The sequence below is a fragment of the Rhodospirillum rubrum ATCC 11170 genome, from assembly GCF_000013085.1.
GTDB classification, from domain to species: domain Bacteria; phylum Pseudomonadota; class Alphaproteobacteria; order Rhodospirillales; family Rhodospirillaceae; genus Rhodospirillum; species Rhodospirillum rubrum.
In genome coordinates this window covers 696323-713454 of record NC_007643.1, presented here as the reverse complement: position 1 = coordinate 713454, position 17132 = coordinate 696323, and the positions used below count along the sequence as shown (strand labels likewise).

Annotated in this window: 14 protein-coding genes; 5 read left to right on the top strand and 9 right to left on the bottom strand. The window is 64.0% G+C overall.

The genetic code is table 11. From position 1 onward, the window contains the following. Nucleotides 1-40 precede the first annotated feature (40 nt). The 7 genes from pstC to msrP form a co-directional block, all read right to left on the bottom strand. Nucleotides 41-1438 carry a phosphate ABC transporter permease subunit PstC gene (gene pstC / locus RRU_RS03125; RefSeq protein WP_011388357.1) on the bottom strand — a complete coding sequence of 466 codons (1398 nt, stop codon included), beginning with the start codon at nt 1436-1438 and terminating at the stop codon, nt 41-43. Between the two features lie 194 nt (nt 1439-1632). Further along, nucleotides 1633-2661, bottom strand: a complete 1029-nt coding sequence (locus RRU_RS03120) for a PstS family phosphate ABC transporter substrate-binding protein (protein WP_011388356.1) — start codon at nt 2659-2661, stop codon at nt 1633-1635. 394 nt (nt 2662-3055) lie between these two features. After that, complete coding sequence (locus RRU_RS03115; protein WP_011388355.1) at nt 3056-3730, bottom strand: hypothetical protein; 675 nt, start codon at nt 3728-3730, stop codon at nt 3056-3058. Nucleotides 3731-4025: 295 nt separating this feature from the next. Then, entirely contained in the window at nt 4026-5090 is a 1065-nt protein-coding gene (gene fba / locus RRU_RS03110) for a class II fructose-bisphosphate aldolase (protein ID WP_011388354.1), read from the bottom strand. Between the two features lie 143 nt (nt 5091-5233). Further along, a complete protein-coding gene (gene tkt / locus RRU_RS03105) occupies nt 5234-7216 on the bottom strand; it encodes a transketolase (protein WP_011388353.1) in 1983 nt (660 codons plus the stop codon). A 160-nt stretch (nt 7217-7376) separates the two neighbouring features. Next, entirely contained in the window at nt 7377-8003 is a 627-nt protein-coding gene (locus RRU_RS03100) for a sulfite oxidase heme-binding subunit YedZ (RefSeq protein WP_011388352.1), read from the bottom strand. Then, nucleotides 8003-8911 carry a protein-methionine-sulfoxide reductase catalytic subunit MsrP gene (msrP, locus tag RRU_RS03095; protein ID WP_011388351.1) on the bottom strand — a complete coding sequence of 303 codons (909 nt, stop codon included), beginning with the start codon at nt 8909-8911 and terminating at the stop codon, nt 8003-8005. Before msrP ends, RRU_RS03100 begins: the two co-directional genes overlap by 1 nt. Before the next feature lie 245 nt (nt 8912-9156). Between msrP and RRU_RS03090 the strand changes: the two genes are divergently transcribed. From RRU_RS03090 to RRU_RS03070, 5 genes are all read left to right on the top strand, one after another. Further along, a complete protein-coding gene (locus RRU_RS03090) occupies nt 9157-10794 on the top strand; it encodes a peptide ABC transporter substrate-binding protein (protein ID WP_011388350.1) in 1638 nt (545 codons plus the stop codon). 179 nt (nt 10795-10973) lie between these two features. Then, entirely contained in the window at nt 10974-11900 is a 927-nt protein-coding gene (gene oppB / locus RRU_RS03085) for an oligopeptide ABC transporter permease OppB (protein WP_011388349.1), read from the top strand. Then, a complete protein-coding gene (locus tag RRU_RS03080) occupies nt 11897-12805 on the top strand; it encodes an ABC transporter permease subunit (RefSeq protein ID WP_011388348.1) in 909 nt (302 codons plus the stop codon). The genes oppB and RRU_RS03080 overlap by 4 nt, the downstream gene beginning before the upstream one ends. Continuing rightward, entirely contained in the window at nt 12805-13797 is a 993-nt protein-coding gene (locus RRU_RS03075) for an ABC transporter ATP-binding protein (protein ID WP_011388347.1), read from the top strand. The genes RRU_RS03080 and RRU_RS03075 overlap by 1 nt, the downstream gene beginning before the upstream one ends. Beyond that, nucleotides 13794-14810: an ABC transporter ATP-binding protein gene (locus tag RRU_RS03070; protein ID WP_011388346.1), complete on the top strand. Its 1017-nt coding sequence runs from the start codon at nt 13794-13796 to the stop codon at nt 14808-14810. The genes RRU_RS03075 and RRU_RS03070 overlap by 4 nt, the downstream gene beginning before the upstream one ends. A 256-nt stretch (nt 14811-15066) precedes the next feature. Here RRU_RS03070 and groL read toward each other — a convergent pair whose 3' ends face one another. Both groL and groES read right to left on the bottom strand, forming a co-directional pair. After that, nucleotides 15067-16713, bottom strand: coding sequence for a chaperonin GroEL (gene groL, locus RRU_RS03065; RefSeq protein ID WP_011388345.1), 1647 nt, complete (start codon nt 16711-16713; stop codon nt 15067-15069). Nucleotides 16714-16792: 79 nt separating this feature from the next. Next, nucleotides 16793-17080, bottom strand: coding sequence for a co-chaperone GroES (groES, locus tag RRU_RS03060; protein WP_011388344.1), 288 nt, complete (start codon nt 17078-17080; stop codon nt 16793-16795). Between the last annotated feature and the right edge of the window lie 52 nt (nt 17081-17132).

Below are 17132 nucleotides of genomic sequence, written 5' to 3'. Positions count from 1 at the left end.
ACTAATCCCGAAGAACGCCGTCTCGTCGCCGTGATCGCCGTTAGTCGTATTGCTCGCGATATTTGCGGACCACGTGCAAGGCGATGATGTTGAGGATCAGGGTGACGAAGAACAGCACCAGGCCAAGGGCGAAGGCCGCCAGGGTCTTGGGGCTGTCGAATTCCTGATCGCCCACCAGCAAGGTCACGATCTGCACCGTCACCGTCGTCACCGCCTCGAAGGGATTGGCCGTGAGATTGGCGGCCAGTCCGGCGGCCATCACCACGATCATCGTCTCGCCAATCGCCCGCGACACCGCCAGCAAGATGCCGCCGACGATCCCGGGCAGGGCGGCGGGGAAGATCACCCGGCGGATGGTCTCGCTTTTGGTCGCCCCCAGGCCATAGGAGCCTTCGCGCATCGATTGGGGAACGGCGGTGATCACGTCGTCCGACAGCGACGATACGAAGGGGATGATCATGATCCCCATCACCAAACCGGCGGCGAGCGCGCTTTCCGACGAGACGTCAAGGCCGATCGACTCGCCCCAGCGGCGGATCGCCGGAGCGACGGTCAGGGCGGCGAAGAAGCCGTAAACCACGGTGGGGATGCCCGCCAGCACTTCCAGGGCGGGCTTGGCCCAGGCCCGGAAGCCGGGAGCGGCGTATTCGGACATATAGATCGCCGACATCAAGCCGATCGGCACGGCGACGACCATGGCGATGGCCGAGATCAACGCCGTTCCAACGAACAGCGGCACGGCGCCGAAAGCCCCCGACGAGCCCACCTGATCGGCGCGCATCGCCACCTGCGGGCTCCACTTCAAGCCGAACAGGAAATCAATCGGCGAGACCTGCTGGAAGAAGCGGAAGCTTTCGAAAACCAGCGACAGAACGATGCCGATGGTGGTGAGGATCGCCACCGTCGAACAGGCGATCATGAAAACCTTGACCACCTTCTCGACCGTGTTGCGGGCCCGCATCCGCGGGGCGATCGCCTTCAGCCCCCAGGCCGAACCGGCCACCGCCAGCGCCAGGGTCAGGGCGATCATGATCGCCCGGCCGGTCGATTGCAGGCTGGCCTGATAGGCGCCGGCCTGGGCGATCAAGGGATCGGTGCTCGACGAGATGTTTCCCGAGGCGATATTGGCGATATCGGTCATCAGCAGGCGAACCCGCTCGGGCGGCAGCGGCGTCCCGGCGGCGTCGAGCAGGGCCGAGGGCGGCAGCGAGGCCAGCACCAGGGAGTGGACAACGCTGGGCTCGAAGATCACCCAGGCGACCATCAGGAACAGCGCCGGCAGACCACACCACAGGGCCACGTAAAGGCCGTAGTAGCCGGGCAGCGAATGAAGGGTCTGAAGCTTGCCGCCCACCGCGCGCATCGACCGGCGCGTACCAGCCGCATAGGCGAAGGAGGACAGGGCAAGAACGGCCAGGACCAGCAGCAAGGAATTCATCGCGGCACGCCACCAAGAGAGGGCCTGGGAGACCCGGGGTCCCCGCAAGGCGAACGAAAGCGAAAGGAGACCGCCCTCAAGGACGGAATGCGGGCGGGGAATGACGAACCAGACCGCCAAGGGCCCGGAAAAGCCGATCCCGCGGCCGGAGGGTGGCCGGTCGCGGGACCCTGATCAACTCTCGGCGAAAGGTCTTACATGGTCAGCGGAGCAAAGGCATTGGCCTTTTTGGCGGCGTCGGCGCGGACGGCGTCGGGCAGCGGGATCAGGCCCTTTTCCGACAGGTAGCCCTCGGGGCCCCAGGCCTTCTCGGAGGTGAACTCGGCCACGTATTCCTTGATGCCGGGGACGGTGCCGACATGGGCGTTCTTGACGTAGAAGAACAGCGGACGCGAGACCTTGTACTTCGACGAGGCGATGTCTTCGAAGGTCGGAGCCACGCCTTCGATGTGCGAGCCCTGGATCTTGTCGCTGTTCTGGTCGAGGAAGGAGAAGCCGAAGATGCCCAGAGCGGTCGGGTTGCTCTGCAGCTTCTGAACGATCAGGTTGTCGTTCTCGCCGGCTTCGATGAAGCGGCCGTCTTCACGCAACGACGCGAACACCGAGGAGAACTTCTTCTCGTCGGCCTTCTTGAGGTCGGCGCAAGCGGGCAGTTCAAGGCAACCGGTTTCCATCACCAGCTCGACGAAGGCGTCACGGGTGCCCGAGGTCGGCGGCGGACCGAGAACCTCGATCTCCTCGTTCGGCAGCTTGGCGTCGATCTGCGACCAGTTGGAATAGGGATTGGCGACCCACTTGCCGTCGACCGGAACTTCCTTGGCCAGGGCCTGGAAGATCTGACCCTTGGTCAGATTGAAGGCCGGGGCGGTCTTGGTGTTGGCCAGAACGATGCCATCGAAGCCGATCTGAACTTCGGTGATTTCCTTCACGCCGTTCTTGGCGCAGGTCTCGACTTCCGACTTCTTGATGCGACGCGAGGCATTGGCGATATCGGGATGCTCGACACCGACGCCGGCGCAAAACAGCTTGAGACCGCCGCCCGAACCGGTGGACTCGATCACCGGGGTCTTGAACGACGAGGTCTTACCGAAATTCTCGGCCACGGTGGTGGCGAAGGGATAGACCGTGGAGGACCCGACGATGCGGATCTGGTCGCGGGCCTCGGCGGCGCCGGCGACGGCGACGGCCGCGAAGGCGGCCAGAGCGATGGTCTTCCTGATCAATGTAGCCTCCAATGAGCGCGAAAGGGCCCCTTGGACCCCCTAGGGTAGCTCGGCCGCCGGAGGTCCCGGCGACAGGAGGGACTCTAGTCAGGATCAGCGAAACGTTTGTGACAGAAGGATGAAGGTTCCGTGACATTCGCAAAATGCTAATTTATTGATTTTAAACTGTTTTTATCCTGTTGAAGCGCATTTATCCGCTCTTGGATCCGCCACATTACCGCCCTTCCCGTCACATTGGACCGCCACCCTATCCTTTCGGACTAAGGGATAATCACCCACGAAAAAGCCCCGCGAAGCGGTTTTGGGGTCTGGCGGAATACCCTGCGGTGAGGATCTGGGGGGCTGGAGAAGGATGGGAGTGGCCTGACGGGCATCGGCTCGGCGAAGCCTGACGTCACGGGGTGGGGGCTGGCTTGCGTTGCAGCATGTCCAGCACGTGAACCTGATGATTCGCCCTGACCCAGTTGGCGGTCAGCCGCGAGCGATAATCGATTAGGTTCATTATCCTCTGAAAATCGTCCTTAAGGGATCTCGTGAAGATCGGCTCATGATGTGCAATCCGGTTACGGAGCGTCCGGATTTCTTCAAGATCATCATAAATAGCTTTTCGCAGGTCACTGACCGATTTCGAAGGATCCAAGCCCGGTAGGACACGCAAGAGATGGGGATCCCAAACACGCGCATCGTGACGACTGGTGAACATGCGCTGCCAAAAGACAAATTTCAGCTCAGGAATGACTTTTCCCACCGTGTGCGCATTACGGCGAGCGTTGAAAAGATCTTGGCGAGGACTATAGGCGACCGATGGCGAAGGGAGACTTTGCTCAAAACCTGGCGACCACGGCCATCGGCTCCCATATTTGGCCTCTATCGCATCCGCGACGGCGTTGCGTACGACGACCTCGCAGATATGCAACGGCGCGAGGAATCCGCCGGAAACTTGCGCGTTCCATAGGTAGAGGTCGAGAGCTGACGAATCATCGTCGCCCCGCGTGTTCGCGGCAGCCTCGTAGGTGCTCAGGCGCGCAGCCGACAACGAGGCTTTGATAGCCAGGATTTGCTCACTCATTGACGCCCCCCCTAAAGAAACCTATCTTCACAAGATGAGCCTTGGGCTTTGTTGGCGCGAGCCTCCCCCCGAGGACAGACGATCGTTGAATGAAAAGCCCCGCCTTGTGCGGAGTTTTTCTATTCTCTCATCCTTTCCTTGGAGAGCAAATCCCCCGCACTCTGGACCAGAGTGCGACGACGCTTTGGCTTCACGCCCATGCCCATGAAAAAGCCCCGCCGGATCGGGCGGGGCTGTGTTGGCGGCGGCAGGACCGCGCCAGGGTGGTACTGGCCGGGTGTTACTGGCCAGGAGACTACTGAATGGTCGGGTCCAGGCTGCCGCTGGCGTAGCGCTTGGCCATGTCGGCCAGGGCGATCGGGCGGATCTTCGAGGCATTGCCGGCGGCGCCGAACTGCTCGAAGCGCTCGACGCAAACCTTCTCCATCGCCGTCATCGACGGCTTCAGGTACTTGCGCGGATCGAATTCGGCCTTGTTCTCGGCGAAAACCTTGCGGATGGCGCCGGTGATCGCCATGCGGCAATCGGTGTCGATATTGACCTTGCGCACGCCGTGCTTGATGCCTTCGACGATTTCCTCGACCGGCACACCATAGGTCTGGGGCATTTCGCCGCCATACTGGTTGATGATGTCCTGAAGGTCCTGGGGCACGCTTGACGACCCGTGCATCACCAGATGGGTATTGGGCAGGCGCTCGTGGATCTTCTTGACCACGCCCATCGCCAGGATGTCGCCCGTCGGCTTGCGGGTGAACTTATAGGCGCCGTGGCTGGTGCCGATGGCGACGGCCAGGGCGTCGACCTTGGTGCGCTTGACGAAATCGGCGGCCTGATCGGGGTCGGTCAGCAGCTGGGAATGATCGAGCGTGCCTTCGAAGCCGTGGCCGTCCTCTTTTTCGCCGGCGCCGGTTTCCAGCGAGCCCAGGCAACCCAGTTCGCCTTCCACCGACACGCCGACCAGATGGGCGCATTCGGCGACCTTGCCGGTGACCTCGTAGTTGTACTCATAGGTGGCCGGGGTCTTGGCGTCGGCTTCGAGCGAGCCGTCCATCATCACCGAGGTGAAGCTGGCGGAAATCGCCGACAGACAGGTGCCCAGCGAATTACCGTGGTCCTGGTGCATGCACACGGGGATATCGGGATACATCTCGGCCACCGCCATGATCATGTGCTTGATCATGATATCGCCGGCATAGCCGCGCGCGCCGCGGCTGGCCTGGAGGATCACCGGGCTGTCGGTCTTCTTGGCGGCGTCCATGATCGCCAAGACCTGTTCCATGTTGTTCACATTGAACGCCGGCATGCCATAGCCGTTTTCGGCGGCGTGGTCGAGAAGCTGGCGTAGGGAAATCGTAGCCATCGAAGGCGTCTCCTTACCTATAATCGGGCTTGTTGACCAAGGCCCTATGAAACCGGTTCCCGGCACTCTGCCGAACGATACAGCGTCCGCGCGGCGCGACCGAGCCCTTAAAACGAAAGCCCGGCCGCGCCACCATCGCGATGTCAGCCCTCGGCCCGGGCCTTGGCGACGCGGGCGACGGCTTCGGCGGTGATGCCGAAGTGCTCATAAAGATCGCCGATCGGACCCGAGGCACCGAAGCCCGGCATGCCGACCACGGCGGTCTTGTCTTCAACCCACCGCTCCCAGCCGAAGGCCGAGGCGGCTTCGACCGCCACCCGGCGGGCGCGCGGGCCCAGCACCGCCTCGCGGTACTCGGCCGACTGGGCCTCGAACAGCTCCCAACTCGGCATGGAGACGACGGCGGCGGCCAGGCCATCGGCGGCCAGCAGCTCGCGCGCCGCCATGGCGATGGTCACTTCCGAGCCGGTGGCGATCAGGGTGACGTCGCGCGGCCCCTCGCCGGCCACGACATAGGCGCCCTTGGCCGAGAGGTTTTCCTCGCCATAGGCCTCGCGCAGGGTCGGCAGATCCTGACGCGACAGGGCGAGCAGGCTCGGGCCATCGCTGCGACCGACGGCCAGGGCCCAGCATTCCAGGGTTTCCACCGCATCGGCCGGGCGGAAGGTCCACAGGTTGGGAATGGCGCGCAACGAGGCCAGATGCTCGACCGGCTGATGGGTCGGGCCGTCTTCGCCCAGACCGATGGAATCATGGGTCAGCACATAAATGGCGCGCAGGCCCATCAGGGCGGCCATGCGGATGGCCGGGCGCATGTAATCGGCGAAGACCAGGAAGGTGCCGCCATAGGGGATGACCCCGCCATGCAGGGCCAAACCGTTCATCAGCGAGCCCATGCCATGCTCGCGCACGCCATAGTGGATGTAATGGCCGCCATAGGAGCCGGGCAGGATATCGGCCTGACCCTTGACCTGGGTGAGGTTGGAGCCCGTCAAGTCGGCCGAGCCGCCGACCAGTTCGGGGATCTGCGGCACCAGAACCTCGAGCGCCATCTGCGAGGCCTTGCGCGAGGCGACCTTGGGCCGGGTCTCGATCAGGGCGCGCTTGGCGGCGAGGACGGCGTCTTCCCAGCCCGCCGGCAGATCACCGGCCAGGGCGCGGATGAGGGTGGCGCGCTCGTCGCCGGGCAGCGAGGCCAGACGGTCTTCCCAGGCAACGCGGGCAACCCCGCCGCGGGCGCCGGCGGTCCGCCAAGCCGACAAGATGGGCTCGGGCACCTCGAAGGGGGCATGGGGCCAGCCGAGCGCGGCGCGGGCGCCGGCGATCTCGGCATCGCCCAGCGGCGAGCCATGGGTCTTGGCGGTGCCCTGAAGGGTGGGCGCGCCCTTGCCGATGATGGTGCGGCAGGCGATCAGCGTCGGCCGGTCCGAGGTCTGGGCCTCGGTCAGGGCCCGGGTAATATCCTGGGGGTCATGGCCGTCGCAGGCCAGGGTGCGCCAGCCGCTGGCCTGGAAGCGGGCGGGAACGTCGTCGCTCGACGCCAGACCGACATCGCCGTCGATGCAGATGCGGTTGTCGTCCCACAACACGATCAGCCGTTCGAGCTTCATGTGCCCGGCCAGCGAGATGGCCTCCTGGCTGATGCCTTCCATCAGGCAGCCGTCGCCGGCGATCACATAGGTGCGGTGGTTGACCACGGCCTCGCCGAAGCGGGCGGCGGTCATGCGCTCGGCCAGGGCCATGCCCACGGCGTTGGCCAGCCCCTGGCCCAGCGGCCCGGTGGTGGTCTCGGCGCCGGCCACATGGCCGTATTCCGGGTGGCCGGCGGTACGCGCGCCAAGCTGGCGGAACGACTTGATCTGATCAAGATCGATATCGGCATAGCCGGTGAGGTAAAGCAGGCTGTAGAGCAGCATCGAGCCATGGCCGGCCGACAGCACGAAGCGGTCGCGGTCGGGCCAGCGCGGCGCCGCCGGATCAAAGGTCAGGAACCGGGTGAACAGAACCGTCGCCACATCGGCCATGCCCATGGGCATGCCGGGGTGGCCGGATTTGGCCTTTTGAACCGCATCGGCGGACAGAAAGCGGATGGCGTTGGCGAGATCGGCGTGGGGGACGGCGGACATGGGCGGAAACCTCATATCGATCAGGGGCACCGCGTTCGAGAGGACATTCCGGCCGCGCGCGGCTTAAGCGGGTTGTGAGCCAAAACGCCCGTAAAAGCAAGCCCCTGACCGTCAAGGTCTGGTTAAACCGCAGCCCCCGCCGCCCTGGGGCGCCGCCGCCCTAGGATGGGGCGCGACCGCTCCGGCGGCGGCGCACCGCCGGCACAAGGCGGACGGCCAGCAGCAGCCCCAAAATGCCGGCGAAGATCAGCGGCTCGCTCAGATCGGCTTTGACCATCAGCATGTAATGCAAAACGCCCAGGACGGCGGCCGGATAGACAAGGCGATGGAGGGCGATCCAGCGCTTGCCCCCCAACCGCCGCACCATCCCCCGCGTCGAGGTCACGGCCAGCGGCACCAGCAGCAGGAGCGCCGCCATGCCGACGGTGATATAGGTGCGCTTGACGATATCGGCCCAGATCGCCCCCCAGTCGAAGAACTGATCAAGGCCGATGTAAGACAGCAGGTGCAGGCAGACATAGAAAAAAGCGAAGAGCCCGACCATGCGGCGGCGGCGCAGCGGAAAGGTCCAGCCCCACAGCAGCCGCGCCGGGGTGGCGGCCAGCGACGCCAGCAGAAAAATCAGCCCCCATTCGCCAAGCTTGCGGGTGAAGGCCTCGATCGGATTGGCTCCGAGATCGCCACCAACGAAGCGCGCCCCATACCAGACAAGCGGCAGCAGGCAGGCGACGAAGACGGCGATCCGCCCCAGGCGGTCGCGGTCCTTCAAAACCGAGCCGCCCGTCATCAGTAATTGGTCCGCAGATCCATGCCGGCATAGAGGCTTGCGACCTCTTCGCCGTAGCCATTGAACATCACGGTGTCGCGGCGGCGGAATTCACCGATGCGGCGCTCGCGCGCCTGACTCCAGCGCGGATGGTCGACCTCGGGGTTGACGTTGGAATAAAAGCCGTATTCCCGGGGGTTAAGGGCGCTCCAGGTGGTTGGCGGCTGGTCGCGGACCAGGGTGATGCGGGTGATCGATTTGATCGACTTGAAGCCGTATTTCCACGGCACCACCAAACGCAGCGGCGCGCCGTTCTGATTGGGCAAAGCCTCGCCATACATGCCGCTGGCCAGGAAGGTCAGTGGATGGACCGCCTCGTCCAGGCGCAACCCTTCCCGATAGGGCCAGTCGAGCAAGCGGGTGCGTTGGCCGGGCATTTCGCTGGGGCGCAAAACCGTCTCGAAGGCGACGTATTTCGCCGAGGCCAAGGGAGCGGCGCGGGCGAGGACCTTGGCCAGCGGAATGCCCATCCACGGGATGACCATCGACCAGCCTTCGACGCAGCGCAGGCGATAGATGCGTTCTTCCAAGGCCGAGACCGCCAGCAGATCCTCCAGGCCGATCGTCTGCGGGTGCTCGACCTCGCCATCGATGGTGACCGCCCAAGGCGTCGGGCGGAAGGCGCCGCTATAGCGGGCGGGATCGCCCTTGTCGGAGCCGAATTCATAGAAATTGTTATAGGTGGTGGCGTCCTCGCGCGGGGTCGTCTCGTCGGCGGGGACGGCGGCCCGCGCGGAAGGGGCGGCAAGGCCCACCCCGGCGGAGAGGGCTAGGGCGCCGGCCACGAAACTCCGGCGACCCAGCACCAGGGACGAGGGGGTAACGGCGTTCTCGGAAAGCTGCCAGCGGCGGGGGCGTCGAAGGGGCATGTCACGGTTCCGCACCAGAAAAAGGAGATTCCGATATGGGGAGGAAAACCGGCGAATGCGCCCCTTTCCTTCGCTATACGTCCCCCCTTTCGCGACGCCCCTACCCCACTACCTTTGGTCGCGTTCCCCCTTGCCAAGATCTCGCCGATGCGATCACAGTCCCAGGCTGCAACCGACCGCCGCCGCGCCCGCGCGTTGGACGGGCACGGACCACAAGATCCTTTCATCAGGGGAGAAAACGACAGATGAGCGATCAGACGAAACGGACTCCACAGGGCAAACCCGGTTTTGGCGCGCTGGGCCGCGCCTTGGCCTTTGGGCTGGGATTGGCGGTTGTCGGCGGCGCGGCGGGCCCCTGGGCCCCGGCGGCCCAGGCGGCGGGCGTGCTACGCATCGGCAATGACGGCGAGCCGCAATCGATGGATCCGCATTTCGTCTCGACGGTTCAGACCTCGCGCCTGCTTGACGATATGTATCTGGCGCTGGTCACCTTCGGCGCCAAGGGCGAGGCGATCCCCGGCGCGGCGGAACGCTGGACGATTTCGCCCGATGGCCTGACCTATACCTTCACCCTGCGCGACCACACGTGGTCGGATGGCACCCCGGTCACCGCCGAGGATTTCGTCTATTCCTGGCGCCGCGTTCTCGATCCGGCGATGGGCGCCGAATACGCGTCGCTGGCCTATATCATCAAGGGGGCCGAGGCCTATAACAGCGGCCAGGGCAAGGTCGAGGATGTCGCGGCCAAGGCGCTTGACGCCAAAACCCTGGAAGTCACCCTGACCAGCCCGGCGCCCTATTTCCTGGCCCAGTTGACCCATCAGGTCTTCATGCCCGTGCCCAAGCATGTGGTGGAGAAATACGGCCGCGACTGGACCAAGCCCGAGACCTTCGTCGTCAACGGTGCCTATAAACTGGCAAGCTGGCTGCCCAACGTCGAAGCCAAGCTGGTCAAGAACGAAAACTTCTATGACGCCAAGGATGTCTTCTTCGACGAAGTGATCTATTACACTTACGAAGACCGTACGGCGATGCAGAAGCGCTATCGCGCCGGCGAGCTTGATATCTGCCGCGAGATCGCGTCCGAACAGATCACTTGGCTGCGCGACAATCTGGCCGATTCCTTGCGCATCGCCCCCTACGCCGGGATCTATGACTACGCCTTCAACACCACGCAAAAGCCCTTTGACGATCTTCGCGTCCGTCAGGCCCTGACCATGGCGGTCGATGTCGAGGCGATTTCCGAAAAGGTCCTGCGCACCGGCGAATTACCCGCTTGGTCCTTCGTGCCGCCGGGGGTCGAGAATTACACCACCCCGGCCACCGTCGCCTGGAAGGACGTGCCGTTCAAGGAGCGCCAGGAAAAGGCCCGCGCCCTGCTCGCCGAAGCCGGTTTCAGCAAGGACAAGCCGCTGACCTTCACCCTGCGCTACAACACCTCGGAAAATCACAAGCGCGTCGCCGTCGCCATCGCCTCGATGTGGAAGCAGATCGGCGTCTCGGTCGAGCTGTTCAACACCGATGGCAAGATCCACTACGCCGACCTCAAGCAAAAGGCCTTCCAGGTCGCCCGCGAAGGCTGGATCGCCGATTACAACGACCCGCAGAGCTTCCTGTTCAAGATGGAAGGCAAGACCGGACCGCTGAATTATTCCGGCTATGACAACCCGGAATACAACGCGCTGATGGACGAGGGCGCCCTGACCATCGATCTGGCCAAGCGCGCCGAGATCCTGAAGAAAGCCGAAGCCCTGGCCATGCGCGATGTGCCGGTTATGCCGATTTACTACTACGTCTCCAAGCAGTTGGTCTCGCCCAAGCTGGTCGGTTGGCACGACAACGCGCTCGACAAGCATGTCACGCGCTTCCTGTCGCTGAAGTAAAAGCTAGATCACCGTCTTTGGGGAAGGCCCAGGAGCGAACCGCGTTGAAAGGGCCCCCCTTTTGCGCGGAGTGTTCGCTCCGGGGTCGATGAGAGAGAGCGGCGATCGCCCGGACAACCGGTATCGCCTTTTCCGCTCAAAGCTCTCGCCTCCCCGAAGCGAAGCCGGGGCGTTGAGCCATGCTACGTTTTATCCTCAAGCGGCTGATGATCGCCGTACCCACCTTGCTGGTCATCATCACCGTCGCCTTTTTCATGATGCGCATCGCGCCAGGCGGTCCTTTCGATTCCGAACGCGCCCTGCCGCCCGAAATCGAAAAGAACATCCTGGCCGCCTATAATCTCGACAAGCCACTGATCGACCAATACGCCCTTTACCTGGGCGGCATTCTTCACGGCGATTTCGGTCCCTCGTTCAAGATCCGTGATTTTTCGGTCAGCGAGTTGATCCTGGCCGGGGCGCCGGCCTCGATCCAACTGGGGCTGGCGGCGCTGATCCTGGCCTTAAGCGTCGGCGTGACCCTGGGCACCCTAGCCGCCCTCCATCAGAACGAGGCCGGCGATTTCGCGGTGATGGGGGTGGCGATGGTCGGCATCGTCATTCCCAATTTCGTCATGGCGCCGCTGTTGTCGCTGGTGCTTGGCGTCTATTGGGGGATCTTGCCGACCTCGGGCTGGGGCGATGGCGCCTTACGCTACAAGATCCTGCCGATCTTCGCCCTCGCCCTGCCGCAGATCGCCTATATCGCCCGGTTGACCCGGGGATCGATGGTCGAGGTGCTACGCTCGAACTTCGTGCGCACGGCGCGGGCCAAGGGCCTGGGCGAGCGGCTGGTGGTGATGCGTCACACCCTGAAAGCCGGGCTGCTGCCCGTGGTGTCCTATCTGGGACCGGCGGCGGCGGCGGTGACCACCGGCTCGGTGGTGGTGGAGACGATCTTCGCCGTCCCGGGCATCGGCACCTATTTCGTCAATGCCGCGCTCAACCGCGACTATCCGGTGGTGATGGGGGTGGTGATCGTTTACGCCAGCCTGATCATCTTGCTCAATCTCGCCGTCGATCTGCTGTATGGCCTGATCGACCCCAAGCTGCGGAGAGCGCGATGATCGGGTTCCGCGCCCGGGCGGCCAACGCCCTTCTGCCCGCCGATCCCAGCCTGCCGCCGCCGCGTAGCCTGTGGAAGAACGCCCGCCGGCGCTTCTATGGCAATCGGGCGGCGATGACCTCGCTGGTCATCCTGATCGCCATCCTCGCCCTAGCGGTGGTCGGCCCGTTGCTGTCGCCCCATCCCTATGACGAGATCTATTGGGAGGCCATCCAGATGCCGCCCGATTTCGCCAATGGCTTCTGGTTCGGCACCGATGGCAACGGCCGCGACCTGTTCGTGCGCACGCTTTACGGCGCCCGGGTCTCGCTGGCCGTCGGCGTGATCGCCACCACGGTCAGTCTGGTCATCGGCGTCGTCTATGGCGCTATCGCCGGCTATTTCGGCGGGCGCGTCGACATGCTGATGATGCGCTTCGTCGATGTGCTGTATTCCCTGCCCTTCATGTTCTTCGTCATCATGTTGATGGTGGTTTTCGGCCGCAACATCTTCCTGATCTTCGTCGCCCTGGGCGCGGTGGAATGGCTGACCATGGCCCGCATCGTCCGCGGTCAGACCATGGCGGTCACCCGCAAGGAATTCATCGAGGCCGCCCACGCCATCGGCGTCTCCGACGCCACGATCATCCGCCGCCACGTCATTCCCAACATCCTGGGGCCGGTGATCGTCTATGCCACCCTGACCATTCCCCAGGTGGTGCTGACCGAAAGCTTCCTGTCGTTCCTTGGCCTTGGCGTGCAAGAGCCGCTGACCAGCTGGGGCGTGCTGATTTCGGAAGGGGCGAGGGTTCTGGAGGTCTCGCCGTGGATGCTGCTGTTCCCGGCCTTTTTCCTGGCGCTCACCTTGTTGTGCTTCAATTTCATTGGCGACGGCTTGCGCGACGCTCTCGATCCGAAGGATCGGTAATGACTGAGACCCCCTCACCCATCCTCGAAGTGACCCACCTCGACACCCGCTTTTCCACGCCCGATGGCGAGGTCAAGGCGGTCAACGACCTGTCGTTCACCCTCAATCGCGGCGAGACCCTGGCGGTGGTCGGCGAATCGGGCTCGGGCAAGACCCAGATCTTCCTGTCGCTGATGGGCCTGCTCGCCCGCAATGGTCAGGTGTCGGGCCGGGCGCTGTTTTGCGGGCAAGACCTGTTAAAGCTCAGCCGGCGCGAGCTGAATGCCATTCGCGGCAGTCGCATGGCGATGATCTTTCAAGACCCGATGACCGCGCTCAATCCCTTCCTGACGGTCGAGCGCCAGATGACCGAGGTGCTGATCGAACACAAGGGCCTGGGCCGGGCCGAGGCGCGGGCGCACTCGATCGGGATGCTGGAAAAGGTCGGCATCCCCGAGGCCGCCCGCCGCATCGGCCTTTATCCCCATGAATTCTCGGGCGGCATGCGCCAAAGGGTGATGATCGCCATCGCCCTGCTCTGCTCGCCCGAGGTGCTGATCGCCGACGAGCCGACGACGGCGCTTGATGTCACGGTCCAGGCCCAGATCCTCGCCCTGCTCAACACCCTGAAGGCGGAAATCGACACCGCCATCGTGCTGATCACCCATGATCTGGGGGTGGTCGCCGGGCTGGCCGACCGGGTTCTGGTGCTATATGGCGGACGGATCGCCGAAACCGGCACGGTCGATCAGGTGTTCTACGACGCCCGCCATCCCTATACCCATGGGCTGTTGCGCTCGATGCCGCGCCTGGACGGGGTGCCGGGGGAAACCCTTTACGCCATCCCCGGCCAGCCGCCCAATCTGCAGAACCTGCCGGCGGGCTGCGCCTTCCAGGACCGCTGTTCCAACCGCATGGCCCAATGCGCCGAGGCGCCGCCGCCGCCGATGCCGATCGGTGCGGGCCGGCTGTGCGCCTGTTACTTTCCCCATGACGGAGGGAGCGCGCGATGAGCGGGCCTTCGACAAGCACGTCCCCGATCCTCTCGGTCCGCGACCTGCGCGTCACCTTCTCCCTGCCGCCGCGCCGGCTGTTTGGCGGACCGGTCGCCTTGAAGGCGGTCGATGGCGTCAGCTTCGATGTGGCTGCGGGCGAGACCCTGGGCATCGTCGGCGAATCGGGCTGCGGCAAATCGACGCTGGGCCGCGCCCTCTTGCAATTGATCCCGCCGACCAGCGGCGAGGTGGTGTGGCTGGGGCGCGATATCGCCGGTCTGCGCTCGCGCGCCATGCGGCCCTTGCGCCGCGATCTTCAGATCATCTTCCAAGATCCCTTGGCCAGCCTTGATCCGCGCATGACCATCGGCGACATCATCGCCGAACCGCTGATCACCCATCACCCCGAGATGACGGCCGAGACCCTGCGCCAGCGGGTGCGGGCGATGATGGACGAGGTCGGCCTGCTGCCGCAGATGCTCAACCGCTATCCCCACGAGTTCTCCGGCGGGCAGTGCCAGCGCATCGGCATCGCCCGGGCGATGATCCTCGAACCCAAGCTGATCGTCTGTGATGAACCGGTCTCGGCGCTCGACGTGTCGATCCAGGCGCAGATCGTCAATCTGCTTCAGGATCTGCAAAAGCGCTTCGGCCTGTCCTTGCTGTTCATCAGCCATGACCTATCGGTGGTCCGCCATATCAGCCACCGCATCCTGGTGCTTTACCTGGGGCGGGTGATGGAGATCGCCGATCGTGACGGGCTGTATGACCGGCCCCGCCATCCCTATACCCGGGCGTTGATTTCGGCGGTGCCGATCGCCGACCCGCGCAAGGAGCGCGAGAAGCCCCGGCTGATCCTCGGCGGCGACCTGCCCAGTCCGATCGATCCGCCCTCGGGCTGCGTCTTTCGCACCCGCTGCCCCTTCGCCCGGGCGCGCTGCGCCAACGAGGTCCCCGTGCTGCGCCCCACCGGCCCCGGCCATCAGGCGGCCTGTCACTTCTTCGAGGATCTGACCGCAACCGCCGCTTAGATCAGGATGATTTCAGGTCTGATCGACCTGAAATCTGAATCCTGATCTAAATCTATATGTTAGAGCGGGATTTTAGGCGAAAACCGCGCACACTTTTCGCCATCCCGCTCTAGAGCTTGATAGTCAAGCAAATCGTCGTCGCAATCTGGTTCAGATCGCTTGGGATTTGCTCTGATCCCCCCCCTCACAATGGAAAAGGGCCGCCTCCTTGCGGAGACGGCCCTTTCCTTTGGCGCTTGGCGAGAGGCGGTTGGGCTTAGAAGCCCATGCCGCCCATGCCACCCATGCCACCCATATCGGGCGACGGCATGGCGTCCTTCTTCTCGGGGATCTCGGCGACCATCGCTTCGGTGGTGATCAGCAGACCGGCGATGGAGGCGGCGCCCTGAAGGGCAGCGCGGACCACCTTGGTCGGATCGATCACGCCGGCCGTGACCAGGTTCTCGTAGATGCCGGTCTGGGCGTTGTAGCCGAAATCGGTGTCGCTGTTCTCGAGCAGCTTGCCGGCGACCACGGCGCCGTCAACGCCGGCGTTCTCGGCGATCTGACGCACCGGAGCCTGCAGGGCGCGGCGAACGATCTCGATACCGACGTTCTGATCGGGGTTGGCACCCTTCACGGAGTCGAGCGAGCGGATGGCGTGCAGAAGAGCGACACCGCCACCGGCGACGACACCCTCTTCGACGGCGGCACGGGTGGCGTGCATCGCGTCGTCCACGCGGTCCTTCTTTTCCTTCACTTCGGTCTCGGTGGCACCGCCGACCTTGATCACCGCGACACCGCCGGCGAGCTTCGCCAGACGCTCCTGCAGCTTCTCACGATCGTAATCGCTGCTGGTGTCTTCGATGTTGGCGCGGATCTGCGAGCAACGGGCCTCGATGTCCTTCTTGTCGCCGGCGCCGTCGACCAGGGTGGTCTCTTCCTTGGTGATCGTCACCTTCTTGGCGGTGCCAAGCATGTCGATGGTGACGTTCTCAAGCTTGATACCCAGGTCTTCGCTGATCACCTGACCACCGGTCAGGATGGCGATGTCCTCGAGCATCGCCTTGCGACGATCGCCAAAGCCCGGGGCCTTGACGGCGGCGACCTTCAGGCCACCACGCAGCTTGTTGACGACCAGGGTGGCCAGGGCCTCGCCCTCGACGTCCTCGGCGATGATCAGCAGCGGGCGCGACGACTGAACGACGGCCTCGAGCACCGGCAGCAGAGCCTGAAGACCCGACAGCTTCTTCTCGTGAAGAAGGATGTAGGGGTTCTCGAGATCGGCGACCATCTTCTCGGCGTTGGTCACGAAGTAGGGCGACAGGTAGCCGCGGTCGAACTGCATGCCCTCGACGACGTCGAGTTCGGTGTCCAGACCCTTGGCTTCCTCGACGGTGATGACACCCTCGTTGCCGACCTTTTCCATCGCCGTGGCGATGATCTTGCCGACTTCCTCGTCGCCATTGGCCGAGATGGTGCCGACCTGGGCGACTTCGGCCGAGGTCTTGATCTTCTTCGAGCGCTTCTTGACGTCCTCGACGACGGCGAGAACGGCGAGATCGATGCCGCGCTTGAGGTCCATCGGGTTCATGCCGGCGGCAACCGACTTCACGCCCTCGCGGACGATGGCCTGGGCCAGCACGGTGGCGGTGGTGGTGCCGTCGCCGGCGACGTCAGCGGACTTGGAAGCGACTTCCTTGACCATCTGCGCGCCCATGTTCTCGAACTTGTCCTTAAGTTCGATTTCCTTGGCGACGGAGACGCCGTCCTTGGTGATGCGCGGGGCGCCGTAGCTCTTGTCGAGCACGACATTGCGACCCTTGGGGCCAAGCGTCACCTTGACCGCATTGGCCAGGATGTCGACGCCGCGCAGCAAACGGTCACGGGCATCGGTGGAGAATTTAACGTCCTTGGCAGCCATGTGCAGAAATTCCTCTGTAACGTCGTCGTCTATGTCCGGTCTTCACTAAGCCGGAGATCGGGCGGACAGGCTTCGTCAGTTAGGCGACGATGCCCATGATGTCCGATTCCTTCATGATCAGGAAATCGGTGCCATCGATCTTGACTTCGGTACCGGACCACTTGCCGAACAGGATGCGGTCACCGGCCTTCACGTCCAAAGCAACCACCTTGCCGTCGTCGCCGCGGGCGCCGGACCCAACCGCCACAACTTCGCCCTCCATGGGCTTTTCCTTGGCGGTGTCGGGGATGATGATGCCACCAGCGGTCTTCTCTTCGCCTTCAAGGCGCTTGACGAGGACGCGGTCGTGCAGCGGGCGGAACTTCATGGAATAGCCTCCGTCGGATTTGCAAATCTTGGATCTGCCGATAAAATGCGTC